Origin of the sequence: Mycobacterium intermedium, assembly GCF_002086275.1 — a bacterium.
Taxonomy (GTDB): Bacteria; Actinomycetota; Actinomycetes; order Mycobacteriales; family Mycobacteriaceae; genus Mycobacterium; species Mycobacterium intermedium.
Map to the genome: position 1 here is coordinate 25,572 of NZ_MVHT01000048.1, position 22,505 is coordinate 48,076.

The window sequence follows — 22,505 nt, forward strand, 5'->3', positions numbered from 1 at the left end:
GCTACATCGGCTGCGGGGCAAGCATCAGGTCCACCCAGTTCTCGGCACTGGATGCACCAACCCGTCCCGACGCGAAGATACCGGTGCCGCCCGTGGGGTCCTTGAACTCCCCGGTGTTCGGGTCATACGGCGCGTAGAGCACGCCGCTGGCCTGGGGTTCAGCCGGTCCCGTTCCCAACGGCGGTCCCGGTGGCGGGAGGTACTTCGGGTACGGAAGCTGCGGCGGCACCGGCGGGTAGTTCGGCGGCATCCACGGCGGGTTGCCCGGCGGCGGCAGGGTGTCGTTGGGCGGCGGCGGGTCGTACGCCGGCTGATGCGGCGCCGGCCCTGGACCGGGTGTCACACCGGGTGGCGGCGGACCCACGATGGGAATGCCCGGGTCCGGATCAGCCTCCGGCGGAACATACGGGAAGTGGTTGGGCGGCAAGATGTTCAGCCCATTGGTGACCGGCGTGTCGTACGGGATCGGCGGACCGCGCCAGGGGTTGCTACCGATTGGCACGAAACCTCTCGGGTCACGGCACAGCTGGATCGTGGGCGCCCGTTTTCCGGGGAACTCCTGGCAGGGGTAGTTGCGGGCACCGCGCACCGCGGTCGGGGCGTTCTGCGCCGCCTTGCAGTACATGTCCGTGGGCAGCTCGCGCAGCGTCTCGTCGGCGGGCGTACGCATCAAGGGCGGCGGCAGAAAGCCGGTGTTGCACGGTGGCGGGTCGTTGAGGTCGAGCTTGAAGTCCAGCTTGGCGCCCTCGTCCTGCGGCTGGCCACCGGCGGCGGTGATGATCGCGGCGAACAGCGCGGGGAAGGTGACCAGCAGATGTTCGATCGTCTTGTGGTAGATCACGCCCACCCGGCCCAGATTGGCCAGGCTGGCGGCCAGCATCGGGAAGGACGGACGGATCCCGCTGAACGCGGTGTTGGCTTCGTCGATCGCACCCGGCGCGGTGGCCAGAGTGTCGCGGAGCTGCGGGTCAGCGCGCCGGAGCTCGGAGGTGAACCGGGCCAACCCGTCGGCCAGCGACTTGATGTCACCCCCGGCCCGAACATTGGCTTCCAGGAACGGGCCGAGTTGATCGATCAGTTGAGCAACCTGCGGGTAATTCGTGTTGGCCTCGTCCACCAGCAGCCGCGCCGATTCGACCAGTCTGGCCAGTTCCGGGCCGGTGCCGTTGGTCGCGACGAACGCCTCGTGCAACAGCTCGCTCAGCTTGGTGTTACCCAGGCTGTTGACGAGCTTTTCGGCCTGCCCGAGCAACTCGGCAACGTCTTGGGGGATTGCGGTGTTGTTGACGTCAATCCTGGATCCGTTCTGCAACTTGCTCGGCGACGGATTGTCCGGCGGCACAAGGTCGATGTATTGCTCGCCGATGGCCGACACGCTCCTGACCGTCGCCTTGACGTTGGACGGAATGGGGGTGCCGCTGTTGAGCCGCATCGTGGCGACGACGCCGGTGTCGCTCAGTTCGACCGACTCCACCCGCCCGACGGCGACACCGCGATAGGTGACGTTGGCGCTCTTGTACAGACCGCCCGCGCCGACGAAGTCCGCGCTCACACTGTAGGTTCCGATGCCGAACGTGGCGGGCAAGCGCAGATAGAAGATGCCCATCACGGCCAGGGTGATCACGGTGATCACCGCAAAGATCGATAGCTGGATCTTGGTAAGTCTGTCGATCATCTACCCGCCCCCTACTGCTTCGCCGTGCCGGGCGGGATCTTGAACGGGTCGGCCGCCTGCCCGGACAGGTTGGCCATCGAGCCGAGCAACCAGTCTGGCGGATTGAGGATCTCGTCCATGTGCATCATGTTCGGGTCGAGCGCATAGGACGTGGTGAAGAATGTCTCACCGAGTCGGCGCAGCGTCAGGTCGAATGTGGTGTAGACGTTCAGGTAATCCCCTCGGACCGCCTGCTTGATGCCGAAGTTGGGGAACGGGAACGTCAGCAATATCTGCAACGAGGTGACGAAGTCCTTCTTGGCGTCATTGAGCGCCTTGACCACCGAATAGGCGTCTTTGAGGTCGGCGGCGAAGTCCGACTTGATCTGGGAAAGCACGTGCGAGGTGACCATCGCCAGCCTCCTGAGTGCGGTGAAGGCGTCGACGATGTTGTTCCGATTCCTATTGAGGACCTTGAGTGCGGCCGGCAGCGTGTCCAGGGCGCGGCCCAGCTTGTCCTTGTCGCGGGCCAGGACTGAGGAGAATCGGTTCAGCCCATCGAGCGCGGCGATGATGTCGTCGACCTGCTTGTTGAGCCCCTCGGTCAGCTCGGCGAGCCTGGGTATCAAGCCCTTGAACTCACCCGTGCGCCCGGCCACCGCCCGGTAGGTCTCCTCGGTGATCTCTTCCAGCGCACCGACATTGCCCTTGTTGACCACCACGCCGAGGGCGGAGAACACCTCCTCGGTGGTGGGGAACTTGGTGGTGTTGGCCTCTCTGATGACCGAGCCGTCGTGCAGCTTGCCCTTCCAGTTTGCCTTGTTCTCTGGCGCTTTGAGGTCGATGTGCAGCGAACCCAGCAACGACGTCTGGGCGACCGCGGCGATGGAGTTTTCCGGGAGCTTGACGTTGTTGTCCAGCGCCAGCTTGACCGCGGCATAGAAGGATCCGTCGGCCCGCTGCTCGGCCGTGACACCGGCGACACTGCCCACGGTGACGTCGTCGACCATGACCGGCGAGTTCTGTGGCAACGTCGACATGTCCTTCAGCTCGACGGTGATCGAGAACGCGCCTCGGCCATGGCCGGCGGTGCCGGGCATGGACAGCGAGTTCAATCCGCCGAAACTGCAACCGGCGAGCAGTACGCTGCTAGCAGCAAATACGCTGCCTCGCAATATCATTCGCTTCACCCGCCACCTCCTCGCTCGGCCGGCAAAGGCGCCGGGTTGTTAGGAGGTCCGGGTGCGGCGCCGGCATTGGCCGGGGCCGCGGCGTTGGGCACGGGACCCGGCGCCGGGCCGTACCCCGGCGGGGATCCCGGATTCTGCGGAACGAACAGGCTCTGCAAGTCGGTCTGGTTGCTCTCGGCGGGGTGTTGCCCCGAGCCCTGGGCCGGTATCCAGGTCAAGTCCGGAACCGGTGTCTGCGCCTTGGCCTGGGTAGCCGGGGTGTCGTAGATGATCTGACCCTTGTACGCCGTAATGGTGTTGAGCGGGTGGAACATCACCGGCGGGTAGTTCACGGTGAGGCGGCGCAGCACCGGCCCCAGGCGCTCACGGCAGAGTTCCGCACGCCGGAAGTAGTCCGGGGCCGACGGGCCACCCGCCGTCTCGAACGAGCCGCCGCAGATGAACTGCACCGGGTTCATGAAGTTCGGCAACGACAACAGACCGTTCAGGGTGCCCTGCGCGGGGTCATAGATGTTGTAGAAATTGCTGATTCCGGGCCCGGCCACGTGCAACACCTGCTCGATGTTGTCGCTCTGGTCGGACAGCGTGGTGGTGAAAGTGCTGAGCTGGTCGACCGTTTCGATCAAAGTCGAGTTGTTCTCGTGCAGGAAACCGCGGATGTCCGACAACGCCTGGTTGAGCGTCCCCAGTGTGTTGTCCAGGTTTTGCGAGCTGTCGGCGAGCACCTGCGACACCGATGCGACGTGCCCGGCGAACTGCACGATCTGTTCGTTGCTCGCGGCCAGCGCGTCGACCAGGATTTGCAGGTTTTTGACCGTGCTGAAGATGTCGCTGCGCGAATCCCCCAACCGCCCGGCGACCACCGAGAGCTCCTGCAGCGCGCTGTGGAACGAATCGCCCGCACCGTCAAGGGTATTGGCGGCCTGGTTGATCACCTGTTCCAGCGGACCCTGCAGGCCCTCGGCCGTGGGCCCGAGCTTCTTGGACAGCTTGGTCAGTGCCTCCTTACCTCGTCCCACTCCACCGGGACCGCGGTGCGGGTCAGGTCGATGCTGGCGCCGTCGGGTAGCGACGCTCCCCCGCTGTACGTCGGCGAAAGCTGAATGAACCGCGCCGCCACCAGGTTTGGCGACATGATCACGGCCTTGACGTTCGCCGGGAGCTTGACGTCATTGGACACGGTCATGACGATCTTGACGTCCTTCGGGCGCGGCTCGATCGACTCGATCTCGCCCACCGGAACGCCCAGGACACGGACCTCGTCCCCGGGGTAGATCCCGACGGCAGAGGTGAAGTAAGCGGTGATCTTTCTGCCGCTGCTGCCGGCGGACCACAGCACGTAGGCACCACCCACCAGCGCCGCGACCAGCACGACGATGGCGACCGTACGCAGCCCTTTGCTGCCGAAACGCTGCTTTGTCGTCATGGCGACTTCGGCCTGATAATCCAGCGCTCTTGGATCATTCCGCGCAGGTAGTCGGCGAGGCTGTCGGGCAGCTTGCCCGGCTGGTAGAAGAAGTCGAACATGGACGCGAGCAATGGCGCGGGGATGGCACCGTAGACGTTGACGTTGAAGCCCGGGCCGGAACTGACCACTTCACCCAGCGAGGTCGCGTACGGCGGTAAACGCTTGAGCGCCTCGGTGATGTAGTCCTTACGCTCGTTGAGGTTGCCGATCACCTGGTTGAGCTTGCTCAGTGCGGGGCCGAACTCCTTGCGATTGTCGGCCACGAAACCCGAAAGCTGTGCGGAGAGGTCGTCGATGCCGGCGATCAGCGCGCTCAGCGCGGCCCGCCGCTCGTCGAGTGCGGCGAACAGTTCGTTGCCCTGGTCGATCAGCTTGTTGACCTGGGCGGCGCGCTCCGACAGCACTCCGGTGACATTCTTCGCGTGGGCCAGCAGGCCCTGTAGCGCCTCGTCGCGGGTATTCAGGGTGCGGGACAGTGAGGTCAGGCCGTCCAGGGCGCCACGCAGATTGGGCGTGGCGTCGTGCAATGTGTCGGTGAGGACCTTCAGGGCCCGCTCGAAGGTGGGCTTGTCAACGATGCCGTTGGCGGCCCCACCCAGATCGTCCAGCGCCCCGGCGAGCGTGTACGGCGTCGTGGTCCGGGTCACCGGAATCGACGTCGCGCGGCCGCTGCCGGCCGGGCTGATCGAGACGGAACGCTCGCCCAGGATGGTGTCGGTTCGGATCGCCGCCAGTGACTGGTCGCCGATGACGACGTTGCGATCGACGGTGAAGCTGACCTTGGCGGTGTCGCCGGCCAGACTCACCTCGGAAACCTTGCCCACCTTGAAACCCGACACCAGAACCGAATTGCCCGGGCGGATGCCGGCGGCGTCGCTGAAGTACGCGTCGTATGTCTTGCCTTGCGGGAAGAAGGGCAGCGACGCATACCCAAACGAGATGAGGACGACGCAGACCACGACCACCAGGCCGATGGTGCCGGTGCGTAATGGGTCTGTGTCTCGCTTGCTATTGGGCAAAAGAACACCTCCCCTTGCTCGGATCAACCGGACCACCGAACGGGATCAGGAGGTCACCACCGGCCGGACCGTTGATCTTGATCGTCACCGAGCAGAAGTAGATGTTGAAGAAGGACCCGTAGGCGCCGAGCGCTGAGAGACGCAGGTAGTCCTCGGCCAGTTGCTCGACATCGTTGTTGATCTCTTCTTTGCGGTTGTCCAGCTCGGTGGCGAACGGCCGCGCATTCTCCAACACACCTTGCAGCGGCCGACGCGAATTCTGAAGCAGCTCAGTCAGATCCGTCGTCGTCGAGGCCAGCGGGGGGATCGCGCCGGCGATGACGTCCTTGTTCTTGGCCAGGCCGTCGATCAGTTCCTGCAGCTGGTCGACGCTGGCCGAGAATTGCTCGCTGCGTGAATCGATGGTCCCCAGCACGGTGTTGAGGTTGGTGATCACGTCACCGATGAGTTGGTCGCGTCTGGCCAGCGACGTCGAGAAGGCGCTGGTGTCGGAAAGCACCTTGGACAATGCCCCACCCTGACCCTGCAGCAACTCGATTACCGCGTTGCTGAGGGTGTTGATCTTGTCCGCGTCCAAGCCCTTCAACACCGGCTTCAGCCCGCCCAGCAGCGCGTCGAGATCCAATGCGGGCTGGGTGTGCCGGGAGTCGATGGTGGCGCCCGGGGGGAGCTTCTTGAGCTCTCCCGGGCCCGAGGTGATCTCCAAAAACCGGTCGCCGACCAGGTTTTCGTAGCGGATTATCGCCCGCGACGACGTGTACAGCTGGTAGCGCTTGTCGATCCCGAATTCGACGTCAATGGTGTTGTCGGGGTTGAGCTTGACCCCGTTGACCGAGCCGACGGGGACACCGGCGATGCGCACCTTCTGGCCGCCCTTCAACCGGGACGCGTCGAGAAACGTTGCGTGGTAGGTACTTTGCGGACCGAACCGGAAATCGCCGAACACGACCACCAGGGCGGCGCTGACCAGCAACATCACCACCGTGAAGATGCCGACCTTGGTCAGCATCGCCGCCTTTGATTCGTAACCGCCCTCGGCCATCAGAAGTCGTCCCGTTCTGCGAAGGCGCCGTGGAACAGGAACTGCAGCGTCGAGGGCGCGTCGACCTGCAACTCGGTGTATGGCTCGTAGGGAATCAGGGCGTTGTCGGTGACCAGGAAGGGAGCGCGGTAGAACGACCCGCCGGTTTGCTTGTTCGGGATGTTGGGCAACCCTCGGCAATTCGGGCCGCCGGACCCGTTAACGATCGGCAGACTCTCCGGGTAGGTGTAGGACGGCGCGCCCAGGACGAAGCTCGACGAGGTGAACAGACCCGCCTTGCGGACACCGATCAACGGCGCGAACTCCTTGATACCGCGGTCGACACTGCCGAAGAAGCAACCGAACTCCGGAGAGTACTCCGCAGCCACCTTGAGCGGGGCGCGCAGGCGTTGGATCGCGGCGATGAGGTCCTCTTCCGCCGGCGCCAACGTGTCATAGCCGTTGTTGGCCAGCCCGATCGCGGCCAACAACGTGTCGTTGAGGTTGCTCTCCTGGTCGACCAGGGTCTTGCTGATGGTGGGCAGGTTGCCCAGCACGGTGTTCAGGTCGGGAGCGGCATCGCCGTAGTAGCCGGTGGCGAGCCCCGCTAGGCGGAAGTCCTCCTGCAGGGCGGGCAACTTCGGGTTCGCTTGCCGCGTCAACGTATTCAGCCCGGACAGCAGCGCTCCCAGGTCGTCGCCGTGACCGCGGAGGCCTTCGGACAGGGCGCTCAGCGTTCCGTTCAGTTCGATGGGGTCGACCTTGTGCAGCACGTCGAGGAGCGACTGGAACAACGTGTTGACTTCCAGCTGCACCTCCGACGCCTGCACCGTCGAATTCGGACGCAGCCTGGGGACATTTTTGCCCTTGTCCCCGTCCGACTCGAGGAACTCGACCGACTTGGCGCCGAAGATGGTGTTGCCGCCGATGTGCACCTTGGCGTTGGCCGGTATGAACCGCATCTCGCCGCTCCGGATCGCCAGCGTCAGCGTGGCCGTCTGGTCGACGTAGCTGATCTCCTCGACCGTGCCGACCTGTACGCCGCGGAACTTGACCTTGGCGCCCTTCTCCATCACCAGGCCGGCTCGCGGCGCTTTGACCGTCACCTTGTCCGTCGGGGTGAAGGCCGCTGTGTACGAGAGGAAGGTGATGGCCACGAACGCCACGATCACACCGGCCAGCACCGCAGCGGCTATCCGCGCTGCGGTGCGTCGAGATCCGGTGTTCGCCATCGTTCCTTACCCAGAAAGGTTGAAGTTGCCTTGAGAGCCGTAAACCGCCAGCGAGATGAACAGAGTAATTACCACGACGACGATCAGGGAAGTGCGCACGGCCTGCCCGACCGCGATGCCGACGCCCACCGACCCGCCGGTGGCGTTATAGCCGTAATAGGTGTGCACCAGCATCACCGCGATCGACATCACGATCGCCTGCAGGAACGACCACAGCAGGTCAGAGGGTATGAGGAAGGTATTGAAGTAGTGGTCGTACAGGCCCGCAGACTGACCGTTGACAAAGACTGTGGTGAATCGGGCGGCAAAGAACGCCGCCAACACCGATAGCGAATACAACGGAATGATCGCGATCAGGCCCGCGATCAGCCGGGTGGACACCAAGTACGAGACCGAGTGCACCGCCATGCATTCGACGGCGTCGATCTCCTCGGAAACCCGCATGGCGCCCAATTGGGCCGTGGCGCCGGCGCCAATCGTGGCGGCCAGCGCGATGCCAGCGATGACGGGTGCCACCACACGCACGTTGAGGAAGGCCGAGAGAAATCCCGTCAGGGCCTCGATACCGATGTTGCCCAGCGACGAATAACCCTGCACCGCAATCACGCCACCGGAAGCCAGCGTCAGGAAAGCCGCCACCCCGACCGTCCCGCCGATCATGACCAGCGCCCCGGCACCCAGCGTCATCTCGGCAACCAGCCGGATGGTCTCCTTGCGGTACCGGGTGATCGCGTTGGGGATGTAGCGCATGGTCTCGCCGTAGAACAGCGCCTGCTCGCCAAAGCCGTCGACCGGCCCCTGCAGCCTCGACAAGATGCGACGGAAGCGATAGGTGGTGTCGTAGCTCATCCCATGCTCACCATCGCTTCGCCGCCATCGTTCGTTACTCCGCCTCTACCTGCTCTACCTGCGCCGCTTGCTCTACTTGGCCGAAATTCGTACGCCGATGGCCGTCATGACGACGTTGATCACGAAGAGGCAGATGAATGCGTACACAACCGTTTCGTTGACCGCGTTTCCGACGCCCTTGGGCCCACCCTTGACGGTCAGGCCGCGGTAGCAACCGACCAACCCGGCCATCACACCGAACAGCAAAGCCTTGACTTCAGCAAGGATCAGCTCGCGAAGTCCGGTGAGCACGGTCAGCCCGTTGATGAACGCGCCCGGGTTCACGCCCTGAAGGAACACCGAAAAAACATAGCCACCGGATAGACCGATGGCACAGACCAAACCGTTGAGCAGCAACGCAACCAGCGTCGACGCCAATACTCTGGGGACGACCAGCCTTTGGATCGGGTCGATGCCAAGCACCCGCATCGCGTCGATCTCCTCGCGAATGGTGCGGGCACCCAAGTCGGCGCAGATCGCGGTGGCACCGGCACCGGCGACCACAAGCACCGTCACAACCGGGCCCAACTGGGTGATGGTGCCGAATGCCGTTCCGGCACCGGACAAGTCGGCGGCACCGATTTCGCGCAGCAGGATGTTCAGGGTGAAGGCCACCAGCACCGTGAACGGAATGGACACCAGCAGCGTCGGGACCAGCGAAACCCGGGCGACCATCCAGGTCTGATCCAGGAATTCGCGGAACTGGAAGGGGCGCCGGAAAGCCGCGCGAGCGGTTTCCATCGACATCTCGAAAAACCCACCGACAGCCCGAGCCGGGACCGCAAGGCGTTGGATCAACGTGGTTTACCCCCGTCTCCTGCTTGCGGCGAACTCTACGGATTTCCTGTTCATGTTTGGGTTTACAAGCCGCTCGGTGTGAGCCGAGTCATATTAACCCAGAACGACTTAGCCATGTCAATGAATGTCACTTCTTGCCACGACCGATGATTTCGCAGGTAAAAAGGCTTTTTTGTAACCGTTTTGATACCAGTTCCAGCGTGGGTCGCATCGTGGGTGAAGTGTTGCCTACCCGCATCAGGCCCGCATCAGGCCATCAGGCCGGTCGCCGAAAAGTTCTTGTTCGGATCGCGGCCAGCAAAGTAGCCCTGCAGTGTCGCGCTGAGCTGGCCCGGGTCCCAGGCGTCGCCGTCCGCGCGGAACTGTTGTTCGACGGTCGGCGCCGCCACCAGGGTCACCTGAGGACCGTAGACGATGAACACCTGGCCGTTGACTTCCGCCGCCGCCGGCGAGGCCAGGAACTGGACCAGGGAGACCACGTGCTCCGGCGACAGCGGGTCGACTTGACCCTCTTGCACCTCGGGGGCGTCTCCGAAGACGTCCGCCGTCATCGCGGTGCGCGCACGGGGACAGATGGCGTTGGCCGAAACCCCGTAGCGGCCCAGCGCTCGAGAGGCGGTCAGGGTCAATGCGGTGATGCCCGCCTTCGCGGCGCCGTAGTTGGCCTGCCCCACCGGACCGACCAGTCCCGCCTCCGAGGAAGTGTTGATGAGTCGGCCGTAGACGGTGCCGTCGCCGGATTCCTTCGCCTTGTTGCGCCAGTAGGTCGCCGCGTTGCGGGTGAGCAGGAAATGGCCGCGCAGGTGAACGGCGATGACCGCGTCCCACTCCTCGTCGGACATGTTGAACAGCATCCGGTCGCGGGTGATGCCGGCGTTGTTCACCACGATGCTGAGGCCGCCCAGTCCGTCAGCGGTTTCGACGAGTTCGTCGGCCGTCGCGCGGTCGCTGACATCGCCCGTCACCGCGACCGCTTTGGAACCGGCGGCACTGATCTCGTCAAGTACGTCGGAGGCCTCGATGGCCTTGGCGAGGTCGTTGACCACGACCGTGGCACCCAGCCGGGCCAGCCCTATCGCCTCGGCACGGCCCAGGCCCGCGGCCGCGCCGGTGACCACCGCGACCTTTCCGGATAGATCGGTCGCGTTCGTCGAGCTCGCGGGCGACGATGCAGACCGCGCAGCGGTCTGAGGAGGGGTCGGCGAATCAGGCGCTGTCAATTTATGAATACCTCTAGTTTCGGGTCAGTCTTCGCGAAGCAGGGCGGCGCGCGGGCACTCGGCGATCGCCTGCTCGGCCAGATCCTCTTGGTCGGGCGGAATCGGGTCGGTCTTCACGACGGCGTAATCCTCGTCGTCCAGATCGAAGATGTCCGGCGCAATTCCCAAGCACACGGCGTTACCTTCGCATCGGTCACGGTCGACTATCACTCGCACGGCATCCTCCTTGAACCTGGGCTGGGAGTAAGAAACACGCCTCGTCCGAACTCGTTGGCTAATGGATCAGTATGTAGCACCACCTTAGAGCTGCGGCATCGCTGACGACAGGGTCGCTGGATTCCCAGACTAGAACGTGTTACAACCGGGAGAACGAATGGGTAGCCATTGGCGCCCGTGACTCGGACCGGAGGCGACTGCCATGCGCATCAGTTACACCCCTGAGCAGGAGGAGTTGCGGCGCGAGTTGCGCGCCTACTTCGACAAACTGATGACTCCCGAGCGGCGCGAGGCGCTGAGCTCCGTGCAGGGTGAATACGGCACCGGCAACGTGTACCGGGAGACCGTCGCGCAGATGGGCAAGGACGGGTGGCTCACCTTGAACTGGCCCAAGGAGTACGGCGGCCAGGACCGCTCGCCGATGGATTCGCTGATCTTCACCGACGAGGCCGCGCTGGCCGGCGCCCCGGTGCCGTTCCTGACCATCAACAGCGTCGCGCCGACGATCATGGCGTTCGGCACCGACGAGCAGAAGAAGTTCTTCCTGCCCAAGATCGCCGCCGGGGACCTGCACTTCTCGATCGGATATTCGGAGCCCGGGGCGGGAACCGACCTGGCCAACCTGCGCACCACCGCCGTCCGCGACGGCGACGAGTACGTGATCAACGGCCAGAAGATGTGGACGAGCCTGATCGCCTACGCCGACTACGTCTGGCTGGCGGTGCGCACCAACACCGAGGCCAAGAAGCACCGCGGCATTTCGGTGCTGATCGTGCCGACGACCGCCGAGGGCTTTTCCTGGACACCGGTGCACACCATGGCCGGGCCGGACACCAGCGCCACCTACTACACCGACGTGCGCGTGCCGGTGACCAATCTGGTCGGCGAGGAGAACGCCGGCTGGAAGCTGGTGACCAACCAGCTCAACCATGAACGGGTGGCCCTCGTCTCGTCGGCTCCGATCTTCTTGTGCCTGCGCGAGGTTCGCGAGTGGGCACAGAACACCAAGGACGCCAGTGGCGCCCGGCTGATCGACTCCGAATGGGTGCAGCTCAACCTGGCCCGGGTACATGCCAAGGCCGAGGTGCTCAAGCTGATCAACTGGGAGTTGGCGTCCTCGGAGAATCAGGCGCTCGGGCCGGCCGACGCATCGGCCGCCAAGGTGTTTGGCACCGAACTTGCCACCGAGGCTTACCGGTTGCTGATGGAGGTACTCGGCACCGCGGCCACGCAGCGCCAGGACTCGCCGGGCGCGTTGCTGCGCGGCCGGGTCGAGCGGATGCACCGCGCGTGCCTGATTTTGACTTTCGGTGGCGGCACGAACGAAGTGCAGCGAGACATCATCGGCATGGTCGCGCTCGGCCTGCCTCGCAGCCGCTGACGGTACGGGTTCACGGGAGAGGCCCCGCCCTCAATAAGGAGTAGGCATGGATTTTTCGACGACCGAAGCGGCACAGGATCTGGGCGGTCTGGTCGACAGCATCGTGGATGCGGTGTGCACGCCGGAGCATCAGCGTGAGCTCGACAAGCTGGAGCAGCGCTTCGACCGCGCCTTGTGGCGCAAGTTGATCGATTCCGACATCCTGACCAGTGCGGCCGCCACCCAGGTGGGCGGCGACGGGTTCGGGGTGCTCGAGCAGGTCGCGATACTGGTCGCGCTGGGCCACCAACTGGCCGCCGTCCCGTATTTGGAGTCGGTGGTCTTGGGGGCCGGCGCGCTGGCCCGTTTCGGTTCCGAGGAGCTGCAGCAGACCTGGGGCGCAGCGGCGGTTCGGGACGAGAAGATCCTCACCGTCGCCCTTGACGGCGAGATGGGCGAGGGCCCGGTGCAGGCCGTGGCCGACGGCGACGGCTTCCGTCTCAGCGGAACCCGCACCCAGGCGTTTTACGGTCCCGTCGCGGATGCCTTCCTGCTACCCGCCGAAACCGACTCCGGCACGTCGGTTTTCCTCGTCGCCGCGGACGACCCGGGAGTTACGGTCACCGCGCTGCAGACCACCGGACTGGGCAGCGTCGCGCACCTGGCGCTCGACGGTGTCGAGCTGGCCGCCGGGCGCAAGGTCGGCGGGGCCGATGTCCCGGTATGGCTGCGTACCATTTCGACGTTGGGCCGCAGCGCCTTTCAGCTTGGGGTGCTCGAGCGCGGGTTGCAACTGACGGCCGAGTACGCGCGCACCCGTGAGCAGTTCGACCGCCCGATCGGCAGCTTCCAGGCGGTGACACAGCGCCTCGCCGACGGCTACATCGACGTCAAGGGACTGCGGCTGACGTTGACCCAGGCGGCGTGGAAGGTGGCCGAGGACATTCCGGCCGAGATCGATGTGGCGTCCGCGGCGTTCTGGGCCGCCGATGCCGGACATCGCGTCGCGCACACCATCGTGCACGTGCACGGCGGCGTCGGCGTCGACACCGACCACCCGGTACACCGATACTTCTTGGCCGCCAAGGAAACCGAGTTCGCGCTTGGCGGGGCGACCGGCCAGCTGCGGCGGATCGGCCGGGAACTAGCGGAGACCCCGGCCTGAGCGCCCGGCGGGCGCTTGAGCGTTGGGCGTTGGGCTTGAGCGCCACCGAGCGTTGGGCTTGAGCGCCGCCGAGCGTCACGTCAGCGTGACGGCCGGGCTCGGGTGCCACGCCAGCGTGACGCTCGATACCAGGCTCGATACGAGGCTCGATACGAGGCTCGATACGACGAAAGGGTTGCCCTTGCCGTGAGCACAGACCCGACCGTCACCCAACTGCTGGTGCCGCTGGCCGAAATCGACGATCGCGGTGTCTATTTCGAGGACTCGTTCACCAGTTGGGGCGACCATCTGCGGCACGGCGCGGCGATCGCCGGGGCGCTGCGCGCACGCCTAGACCCCGCGCGCCCACCGCACGTCGGTGTGCTGCTGCAGAACACGCCGTTTTTCTCGGCGATGCTGGTGGCGGCGGGCATGTCGGGTATCGTGCCGGTCGGCCTCAACCCGGTGCGCCGCGGCGCGGCATTGGTTCGCGACATCGAGCACGCCGATTGCCAAGTAGTGCTTGCCGACTCGGGTTCGGCGGCGACATTGGACGGCATCGAGTATGTGAACGTCGACTCAAGCGCTTGGGCCGATGAGGTTGCCGCACATGCCGTACCGAGAGATGCCCAACTGCAGTTCCAATCCGCCTCGTCGGCCGACCTTTTTATGCTCATCTACACATCGGGCACCAGCGGCGACCCGAAGGCGGTGAAGTGCAGCCACGGCAAGGTGGCGATCGCCGGCACGACCATGACACAGCGCTTCGACCTGGGCCGCGACGACGTCTGTTACGTGTCGATGCCGCTGTTCCACTCCAATGCGGTTCTGGTCGGGTGGGCGGTCGCGCTGGCCTGTCAGGGCTCGATGGCGCTGCGACGCAAATTCTCGGCGTCCCAATTTCTTCCGGATGTCCGCCGTTACGGCGCGACCTACGCCAACTACGTCGGCAAGCCGTTGTCCTACGTGCTGGCCACGCCCGAACGACCCGACGACGCGGACAATCCGTTGCGCGCGGTGTACGGCAACGAAGGGGTGCCCAGCGACATCGAGAAGTTCGGCCGCAGATTCGGCTGCCTCGTCCAGGACGGCTTCGGGTCGACCGAGGGCGGGGTGGCGATCGCCCGGACGCCGGACACACCGCCGGGTGCTTTGGGTCCGCTGCCGGACGGGGTGCAGATCGTCGATCCCGAGACCGGCGAGCAATGCGCGGTCGGGGTCGTCGGTGAGCTGGTCAACATCACCGGGGCGGGCCGGTTCGAGGGCTATTACAACGACGAGGCCGCCTCGGCCGAGCGGATGGCGGGCGGGGTTTATCACAGCGGCGACCTGGCGTATCGGGACGAGGACGGATACGCCTATTTCGCAGGGCGCCTTGGCGACTGGATGCGGGTGGACGGGGAGAACCTGGGTACTGCACCCATCGAACGGGTGCTGCTGCGCTATCCCGACGCCGTGGAGGTCGCGGTGTACGCCGTGCCTGATCCGGTTGTCGGTGACCAGGTGATGGCCGCACTGGTCTTAGCGCCGGGTGCCGAGTTCGATGCCGACAAGTTTCGGGTCTTTCTCGCCGACCAACCCGACCTAGGACCCAAGCAGTGGCCGTCGTACGTCCGGATCAGCCCGAAACTTCCTCGCACCGTGACTTTTAAGGTGCTCAAGCGCCAACTGTCGGCCGAGGGTGTCGAATGCGCTGATCCGGTGTGGCCGATCAACCGCTGACTACGCGTGCAAACTGCGAAAAAGCTCACAGCACTAACTGAACACATATCGGATATTCGAACGGGTTTGCTGTGAGCACCGCCCGATTGGGCGATACGATCCGACTACCGATTGCATCGATCCCGCCCGAGTGACGCCCGGGCGGCAAAGCGTGTGCGAGGTGGACAATGTCGTTCTTGAGTGTTGCGCCGGAGTTGGTGGCATCCGTTGCCGCCGATATCGGCCAAATTGGTGCATCGCTGGCCGCTCATAACGCTGTCGCGGCGGCCCCGACGACGGCGGTGGCCAGCGCGGCCGCCGACGAGGTATCCGCGGCGATCGCTGCGTTGTTCTCTCAGCACGGTCGGGGTTACCAGGCGTTGGCCGGGCAGGCTGCGGCGTTCCACCACGAGTTCGTGCGGGCGCTGGCTGGCGGTGCCGCAGCGTATTCCGCCGCCGAGGCGGCCGCCGTATCGCCCCTTGAGTCGTTCTTGAACCAGTTCAATGCGCCCCTGCAGACGCTGTTGTCGCGCCCGCTTATCGGCAACGGTGCCAACGCAACAACGCCGGGCGGCAACGGCGGGGACGGCGGGTGGTTGTTCGGCAGTGGCGGCAACGGCGCGGACGGCGGCCCGGGACAGCCCGGTGGCAACGGCGGGTCGGCCGGGCTGTGGGGTAACGGCGGACACGGCGGTAAGGGCGGTACAGGCGGCGCTCGAGGCGGTAACGGCGGCAACGCGGGGTTGCTGTTCGGAGGCGGCGGCGCGGGCGGCATGGGCGGAACCGGGGCCCCGGGCGGCGGTGTCGGCGGCACGGGCGGGAACGGCGGCAACGGCTCGACGTTCTTCGGCGGTGGTGGCGTGGGCGGCGCCGGCGGCATTGGCGGCATCGGCGGTGGTACCGGCGGCCAAGGCGGCAACGGCGGTAACGGCGCGGTGTTCATCGGCGCCGGCGGTAACGGCGGCGCCGGCGGGATCGGCAGTCCTGGCGCACTGGGCGGCGGCATCGCCGGAAACGGCGGTAATGGTGGCGCCGGCGGGGCCGGTGGTCTGTTCATGAACGGAGGCAACGGCGGAGCCGGCGGCCAAGGGGGCGACGGCGGGCCGGGCTTCGATTCCAACAACCCCATGGTCGCTGGTGGCACCGGCGGGGCCGGTGGCAAGGGCGGCAACGGCGGACCCGGCGGTGCCGGTCCAGTGCTGTATGGACACGCCGGAGCCGGTGGCCAAGGCGGCCAGGGCGGCACCGGCGGGACAGGTGGCCATGGTGCCGACAACCCTAACGGTGTCGGTGGCACTGGCGGCAACGGCGGCATTGGGGGCACCGCGGGTGCGGGTGGAGCTGCGGGCACCCGTGGCTTGCTCACCAGTGCGGGCGCGCCGGGCGGGCTCGGGATCGGCGGCACCGGTGGCACCGGCGGCGCGGGCGGCGCCGGCGGTGACGGCGCCAACGCTGCTATGGCTGGCGTGAAGGGCGGAGATGGTTTCGCCGGTGGAGCCGGCGGCCAGGGCGGCCAGGGCGGTGCCGCTGTACCCGGCGGCATCGCCGGCACGGGCGGCCAGGGCGGCACCGGCGGCAAAGGCGGTCTGGGCGGCAACGGCGCGAACGCCGACGGCAACGGCAACGCGGGTGGCGGTGGCGGTAACGGCGGCAACGGCGGCGTTGGCGGAGCCGGCGGCGCGGCCGGAACTGGCGGCGGCGGCAAGGTCGGTGCCCAGGGCTTCGGTGGCGACGGCGGTAACGGCGGTAACGGCGGCAACGGCAGTGCCGGCGCAGCCGGGACGAATAACGCCGCCAACGCCGACACGCCCGGCGGCGCCGGCCAGACGGGCGGTGCGGGTGGCGCTGGGGGCAACGGCGGCGCCGCGGGCGGTCCGGGTGGTACCGGTGGGACCGGGGGCACCGGCGGAAACGGCGCCAACGGTGGCGCCGGCGGGGCCGGCGGCAACAACAGCAGCGATCCGGCTCTTGCTGTCGGCGGTGCCGGCGGAGACGGCGGTGCGGGTGGCGCACCCGGCGCCGGCGGACTCGCCAACGGCGGCACCGCGGGCAGCCTGGGCAAGGGCGGCGACGGCGGCAACGGCGGGGTGGGCGGCCAAGGCGGGTCCGGCAAGTCGGGCGCTGCCGGTACCGGCGCCGATGGTGTCGTCGGGGGTGCGGGTGGCAATGGCGGCGCGGGTGGCGCCAATGGCGCCAACGGCGGCAAGGGCGGCAGTGGTGGTGACGGTGGTACCGGCGGCGCCGGCGGCAACGGGGGCAGCGGCGCCACTGGTGCCGCCGGCAAGTCGGACTCGGCGCCCGCTGGCGGCGTCGGCCAAGACGGCGGCGACGGCGCGAACGGTGGCGCGGGTGGCGCAGGCGGTAGCGCTGGTGGCCCGGGCGGCAACGGTGGCAATGGCGGTATGGGCGGCGCGGCCGGTTCGGGCGGCCTGGGCGGGGCCGGTGGCAACGCCGTCACCCCAGACACGACTGTCACGATCGTTCCCGAAGGGGGAGCCGGCGGCGTCGGCGGTAACGGCGGAACAGGCGGAGCCGGCGGCCTCGGCGGAAATGCCGGTGTCGGCGGTATCGCCGGTACCGGCGGCCAAGGCGGCACGGGCGGTGCCGGCGGCAAAGGTGGTCAAGGCGGGATCGGTGCCTCCGGCACCATCAACATTGGCCCCGGCAGCGGCGGCGCTGGCGGTACCGGCGGTAACGCAGGCAACGGCGGCGCCGGCGGCCAGGGCGGATTCAACATCGGCGGCAACGGCGGCAATGGCGGTAAGGGCGGCACCGGCGGCAACGCCGGCGCCGGCGGAAATGGCGGGACCGGCGCTGCCAACGGCGGGAACGGAGGCGTGGGTCCGCTGCCGGTCACCGGCGCCGGTGGAAACGGTGGCGATGCCGGCCTGGCCGGCAGCGGCGGGATGGGGGGCAACGGCGGCGCTGGGACTGGCGGCAACAGCAAGGGCGGCAACGCCGGCGACGGCGGCGACGGCGGCAACGGCGCCAACGGCGGCGACGGCGCCAACGGCGCCAACGGCACCCAGACCACAACCCTGAATCCGATCGGCACCCAAAACGGCGGTGCCGGCGGTAACGGCGGCAACGCGAGCGACGGCGGCCAGCGTGGCTTCGGCGGTACTCCCGGCAACGGTCCTGGCGGTGTCGGCCTCTTCGGCTCCGCGGGCAAAGGCGGCGACGGCGGCAACGGCGGCAAAGGCGGGGCTGGCGGCGTTGGCGCCGACGGTTTCAACAACCCCGTCGCACCGAACTCCACCGCTGCTACCGGCTCACCCAACCCGGGCAACCCCGGCGGGACTGGAGCCACGGGCGTCACTGACTTGGAAAACAACGTCATCCAACAGGGCGGAACGGGTGGAGCCGGCGTCAGCGCAACGGACAATGCCGATGGCGCGACGGCAAACGGCGGAGATGCCGGTGACGGCGGAACCGGAGGGGAATTGGCGCCTGGTGGCACGGGCGGCGCGGGGGGCGCGGCCACGGCGAACGGCAAAGGCGGCACCGCCAACGGCGGAGACGGCGGCGACGGCGGGAACGGCGGCAGCTTCGGTGCAGGCGGCAAAGGAGGCGCAGGCGGCAGCGCCACCGCGAACGGCGAAAACGGAAAGGCGGTTGGCGGAAACGGCGGAAACGGCGGAAACGCAACCAACTTCACCACCTCAATCGGTACCACCGGCAACGGCACCGCCGGCGGAAACGGCGGCAACGGCGGCGACGCCTCGGCAACCGGCACCGGCGGCACGTCCATCGGCGGCAACGGCGGCAACGGCGGCAACGGCGGCATCGGCTCGCTCAATGCCGGCGCGGGCGGGAACGGCGGATCGGGCGGCCAAGGTGGCGCTGGCGCAGTTGGCGGCGGCAAGGGCGGCACCGGCGGCGACGCGGGAGCCGGCGGGGCCGGCGGTAAGGGTGCCACCGGTGGAGTCGGCGGGGCCGGTGGCAACGGCGGCTCGGGTACCACGACGGGCAATGCCGGTAGTGGCGGCGACGGCGGCAATGGAGCCATCGGCGGCACCGGAGGCCAGGGCGGCGCCGGAGGCGCGGGCGGCGCCTCAGGCGGCGGCGGAGCCGGTGCAGGTGGCGCCGGTGGTGCGGGCGGCGCCGGCGGCACCGGCGGTACCGGCGGTGCCGGCGGCGCCAAAGGCACAGGCGCTGGGAGTGCGACCGATGGGGACGGCGGTGACGGAGGCAACAGCGGCCTCGGCGGCCAAGGCGGTAGTGGTGGCGCCTCCGGGAGCGGAAACTTGGGCACCGCCGGTGGAGCCGGCACATTCAATCCCGGCGACACCAGCACCGGCAAAGCCGGCGCTGCCGGTGGCTCTGGTACGGGTACGGGTGGGGCCGCCGGGGTCGGTGGTGCCCCCTGACGTCGTCGGCCTATTCGGCGAGCGCTGCATGATCTGGCGTCGTTCGGTTGCTGCCTGAACGCGGTGCCCGCTTGGTACTAGCCTCAGGCGGGACATGACTCCCCCACGCCTGCACCGTGCACTCGAGGCGAGCTTCGACGAGCTCTCCGCGCGGGTTCCGGCGACCATCGGCGTCGCGATCGCGTATCCGGATGAGGTCCGCTCGTTGGGCCACTGGTCGGTGGGCGTCGCATGGTCAACGATCAAGGTCCCGTTGGCCATCGCGGCGTTACGGAACGAGCCGTCGCGACCGGATGACTTGGTAGTCAAGGCGATCAGCCAGTCCGACAACGTGGCATCGGAGAGCTTGTGGTCGCAGTTGGGCGAACCGACCGACGCCGCCCGCCAGGTACAGGCCGTACTTCGGGAATGCGGCGACTCGACCACCATCGTCGAATCACGGCGACTTCGCGCCTGCTACACCGCATTTGGGCAAACGCAATGGGCCTTGCGCGACCAAGCGCGGTTCGCCGCGAACCTGGCCAGTGTTCCGGATGCCGCCGTTGTCATCAACCTTATGAAACGTCTTGTGGCCGAACAACAGTGGGGTTTGGCCGCCAAAGGCATTGCCGCCAAAGGCGGTTGGGGCCCGGGTGTCGAGCATGGCTATCTGGTGCGCCAATTCGGGATATTGCCAACAGAACTGGGCATGTTGGGCGTGGCCATAGCGGCTGAGGCCGACAGTTTCCAGAACGGCGTGAGTGTGCTCAACACATTGACGGAATGGCTGTTCAGCCATTTCGGCGGCCCGCCCAACGGAACCGTCGCTGTGCTAACCCAGGATTGACGGAATTATCGCGTCGATCAGGTGCGGTCCGGGTTCGGCGAAGGCTTGCTGCAGGGCCTCGGCGAATTCTTCACACGTGGTGACGCGCCGAGCCGGAACGCCCATCCCCTCCGCGATCTTGACAAAATCCATTGTGGGACGGCTGATGTCAAGCAGGTCGAGCGCTTTGGGGCCGGGTGCGGAACCCGCACCGACGCGCTGCAGCTCGATCCGCAGGATGTCGTAGGCGCCGTTGTTGTAGATGACGGTGGTGACGTCGAGGTTTTCCCGCGCCTGGGTCCACAGGCCCGAGATCGTGTACATCGCCGAACCGTCGGATTCCAAGTTCAGCACCGGACGATCCGGTGCGGCGACGGCCGCACCCACCGACGTCGGAATGCCGTAACCGATCGCCCCACCGGTCAGGGTCAGCCAGTCGTGCGCAGGCGCGCCGGCGGTGGACGCCGCGAGCGTCACGCCAGAGGTGTTGGACTCGTCGACAACGATCGCTCGCTCGGGCAACAGCGCCCCGACCACGTCGGCGGCGCTGAGCGACGTCAGCGGGCCCGTCGGCAACTGCGGACGGAATGCGGGGGCGAGCGGCGCGGCCGTACCGGGCGCCACCTCTTCGGCCAAGGCGACCAAAGCCACCGCGGCGCCACGGTGCTCGGCCAGCAGGTGCACGTCGCAGCCGGCGGGTACCAGGTCGCTGGCCATCTCCGGGTAAGCGAAGAACGACACCGGCGACCGGGCTCCGGCCAGCAGCAGGTGCTTGGACCCGTCCAGTTGGGCCGCTGCCGCTTCGGCGAAGTAACCCAGCCGTTCGATGGCGGGCACACCCGCGCCGCGCTCGAGCCGCGTCGGAAAGGTTTCGCACAACAACCGGGCCCCGGTCGCCTCGGCGATGCGGGCGGCCGCGGCCAGTCCTGGTCCGCGAGTGGCGTCTCCTCCGATGAGGATCGTCGCCGGCTCGCCGGACCGCAGCAGCGCGGCCGCCGCCGCCAGGTCGAAGTCCGCGGGCACCGGTTCGGCGCCAGGGAAGGGGGCGGGCTGCCCGCCTTCGGACCAGGACGCATCGGCGGGCAGGATCAACGTCGCGATCTGAGGCCCGGACTTACTGGCTGCGATCGCCTCGGCGGTGTCGCTACCGACGTCGGCGGCGGTTTCGGCGCGACGGACCCATCCCGAAACGGTGCCCGCAACCGCGTCGATGTCGGATTCCAGTGGGGCGTCATATTTCTTGTGGTACGTGGCATGGTCACCGACGACCACCACCATCGGCACGTGGGCGCGGCGGGCGTTGTGCAGATTGGCCAAACCGTTGCCCAATCCTGGACCAAGGTGCAGCAGGACCGCCGCTGGACGGTCGGCGATGCGCGCATAGCCGTCGGCCGCCCCGGTCGCGACACCCTCGAACAGGGTGAGCACGCCGCGCATCTGTTCGACGGTGTCCAGCGCGGCCACGAAGTGCATCTCTGAGGTACCCGGATTGGCGAAGCAAACGTCGACCCCGCCGTCGACAAGGGTGTTGATCAAAGCCTGCGCACCGTTCACTTCTGCACCTTTCGCTAAAGGGTCAACCTGAATACGCGCACGGCGTTGCCATGCAGAAAGTCACGACAAGCGTCCTCGCTCAGCCCCAATTCGTCCAGACCCTCCAGCGCGTGCGAATGGCCGATCATCGGATAGTTGGTGCCGAACAAGACTTTGCGCTGCCCGGTACCCGTTCTCATGAAGCGAACCAACTCGTCCGGCAACCGCTTGATGGTGTAGGCAGAGGTGTCGATATAGACGTTTTCATGTTTGCGTGCCACGGCCACCATCTCTTCCGTCCACGGATAGCCGACGTGACCGCACACGATGACCAGTTCCGGGAAGTCCAGGGCCACCTGATCGATGTAGGGAATCGGACGCCCGGTTTCCGACGGTCGCAGCGGGCCGGTATGACCCACCTGGGTGCAGAACGGCACGCCGGACTCAACGCATTCGGCAAACAGCGGATAGTACCGGCGGTCGGTGGGCGGCGCGTTCCACAGCCACGGCACGATGCGCAGGCCAACGAACCCGTCAGCGATGCGGCGGCGCAATTCACGCACCGCCGTCATGGGGCGATCCAGGTCGACCGTGGCCAGTCCGGCGAACCGCTTAGGGTGTAGCCGGATCCATTCGGCGACCTCGTCGTTGGAGACCAAGTCCTGGCCGTTCGGGCCGCGCCAGGCGCTGAGCAGGCCGATATCGACGTTGCCCGCGTCCATGGACGCGATGGTTGCCTCGATAGGGATGTCGGCATCCGGTATCGAGCCGCCGGTCCAGCGCCGCAGCGAGTCCAACATGTCGCTGCGCAGGAACCGCTGCGTCGGATGTTGCATCCACACATCGATCGTCATCGCGCACTGACTGTAGACGCTTGTGGGGACGG

General features: G+C 67.0%; 16 protein-coding genes and 1 pseudogene. 5 read left to right on the plus strand and 12 right to left on the minus strand.

Annotated features, from left to right (window positions below; translation table 11 throughout):
* Window position 1: 1 nt before the first annotated feature.
* The 10 genes and pseudogenes from BST27_RS17465 to BST27_RS17510 form a co-directional block, all read right to left on the minus strand.
* Window positions 2-1,675, minus strand: a complete 1,674-nt coding sequence (locus BST27_RS17465) for a virulence factor Mce family protein (RefSeq protein WP_069421309.1) — start codon at window positions 1,673-1,675, stop codon at window positions 2-4.
* Window positions 1,676-1,686: 11 nt separating this feature from the next.
* Window positions 1,687-2,835: an MCE family protein gene (locus tag BST27_RS17470; RefSeq protein WP_079220094.1), complete on the minus strand. Its 1,149-nt coding sequence runs from the start codon at window positions 2,833-2,835 to the stop codon at window positions 1,687-1,689.
* 5 nt (window positions 2,836-2,840) lie between these two features.
* Window positions 2,841-4,270 (minus strand): annotated as a pseudogene (locus BST27_RS17475) (virulence factor Mce family protein).
* Window positions 4,267-5,331, minus strand: coding sequence for an MCE family protein (locus tag BST27_RS17480; RefSeq protein ID WP_139805213.1), 1,065 nt, complete (start codon window positions 5,329-5,331; stop codon window positions 4,267-4,269). Before BST27_RS17480 ends, BST27_RS17475 begins: the two are co-directional and overlap by 4 nt.
* Complete coding sequence (locus tag BST27_RS17485) at window positions 5,321-6,373, minus strand: MCE family protein (RefSeq protein ID WP_069421306.1); 1,053 nt, start codon at window positions 6,371-6,373, stop codon at window positions 5,321-5,323. Before BST27_RS17485 ends, BST27_RS17480 begins: the two co-directional genes overlap by 11 nt.
* Window positions 6,373-7,584, minus strand: coding sequence for an MCE family protein (locus tag BST27_RS17490; protein ID WP_069421305.1), 1,212 nt, complete (start codon window positions 7,582-7,584; stop codon window positions 6,373-6,375). Before BST27_RS17490 ends, BST27_RS17485 begins: the two co-directional genes overlap by 1 nt.
* A gap of 6 nt (window positions 7,585-7,590) precedes the next feature.
* Window positions 7,591-8,433, minus strand: a complete 843-nt coding sequence (locus BST27_RS17495) for an MlaE family ABC transporter permease (RefSeq protein ID WP_069421304.1) — start codon at window positions 8,431-8,433, stop codon at window positions 7,591-7,593.
* Between the two features lie 72 nt (window positions 8,434-8,505).
* Complete coding sequence (locus BST27_RS17500; protein ID WP_069421303.1) at window positions 8,506-9,270, minus strand: MlaE family ABC transporter permease; 765 nt, start codon at window positions 9,268-9,270, stop codon at window positions 8,506-8,508.
* A 248-nt stretch (window positions 9,271-9,518) separates the two neighbouring features.
* Window positions 9,519-10,490, minus strand: coding sequence for a 3-oxoacyl-ACP reductase (locus BST27_RS17505; RefSeq protein ID WP_079220093.1), 972 nt, complete (start codon window positions 10,488-10,490; stop codon window positions 9,519-9,521).
* A 24-nt stretch (window positions 10,491-10,514) separates the two neighbouring features.
* A complete protein-coding gene (locus BST27_RS17510; protein WP_055581977.1) occupies window positions 10,515-10,706 on the minus strand; it encodes a ferredoxin in 192 nt (63 codons plus the stop codon).
* A gap of 202 nt (window positions 10,707-10,908) precedes the next feature.
* Here BST27_RS17510 and BST27_RS17515 point away from each other — a divergent pair, with 202 nt between their 5' ends.
* The 5 genes from BST27_RS17515 to BST27_RS17535 all read left to right on the plus strand — a co-directional run bounded on the left by BST27_RS17515 (window position 10,909) and on the right by BST27_RS17535 (window position 20,107).
* Window positions 10,909-12,087 (plus strand): acyl-CoA dehydrogenase, encoded by a 1,179-nt coding sequence (locus BST27_RS17515; RefSeq protein ID WP_069421301.1) that lies wholly within the window; start codon window positions 10,909-10,911, stop codon window positions 12,085-12,087.
* A 46-nt stretch (window positions 12,088-12,133) separates the two neighbouring features.
* Window positions 12,134-13,231 (plus strand): acyl-CoA dehydrogenase family protein, encoded by a 1,098-nt coding sequence (locus tag BST27_RS17520; protein ID WP_069421300.1) that lies wholly within the window; start codon window positions 12,134-12,136, stop codon window positions 13,229-13,231.
* A 186-nt stretch (window positions 13,232-13,417) separates the two neighbouring features.
* Window positions 13,418-14,932, plus strand: coding sequence for a long-chain-fatty-acid--CoA ligase FadD17 (fadD17, locus tag BST27_RS17525; RefSeq protein WP_069421299.1), 1,515 nt, complete (start codon window positions 13,418-13,420; stop codon window positions 14,930-14,932).
* A 167-nt stretch (window positions 14,933-15,099) separates the two neighbouring features.
* Window positions 15,100-19,281: a PE family protein gene (locus BST27_RS17530; RefSeq protein WP_069421298.1), complete on the plus strand. Its 4,182-nt coding sequence runs from the start codon at window positions 15,100-15,102 to the stop codon at window positions 19,279-19,281.
* A 94-nt stretch (window positions 19,282-19,375) separates the two neighbouring features.
* Window positions 19,376-20,107, plus strand: coding sequence for a serine hydrolase (locus BST27_RS17535; protein WP_069421297.1), 732 nt, complete (start codon window positions 19,376-19,378; stop codon window positions 20,105-20,107).
* On the opposite strand, the gene BST27_RS17540 is transcribed toward BST27_RS17535, so the two are convergent.
* The gene (locus BST27_RS17540; RefSeq protein ID WP_069421296.1) at window positions 20,093-21,640 is read right to left on the minus strand and encodes an acetolactate synthase large subunit; all 1,548 of its coding nucleotides are present in this window, start codon (window positions 21,638-21,640) and stop codon (window positions 20,093-20,095) included. The two genes, BST27_RS17535 and BST27_RS17540, sit on opposite strands and share 15 nt — an antisense overlap.
* A gap of 14 nt (window positions 21,641-21,654) precedes the next feature.
* Complete coding sequence (locus BST27_RS17545; protein WP_069421295.1) at window positions 21,655-22,473, minus strand: amidohydrolase family protein; 819 nt, start codon at window positions 22,471-22,473, stop codon at window positions 21,655-21,657.
* Window positions 22,474-22,505 lie beyond the last annotated feature (32 nt).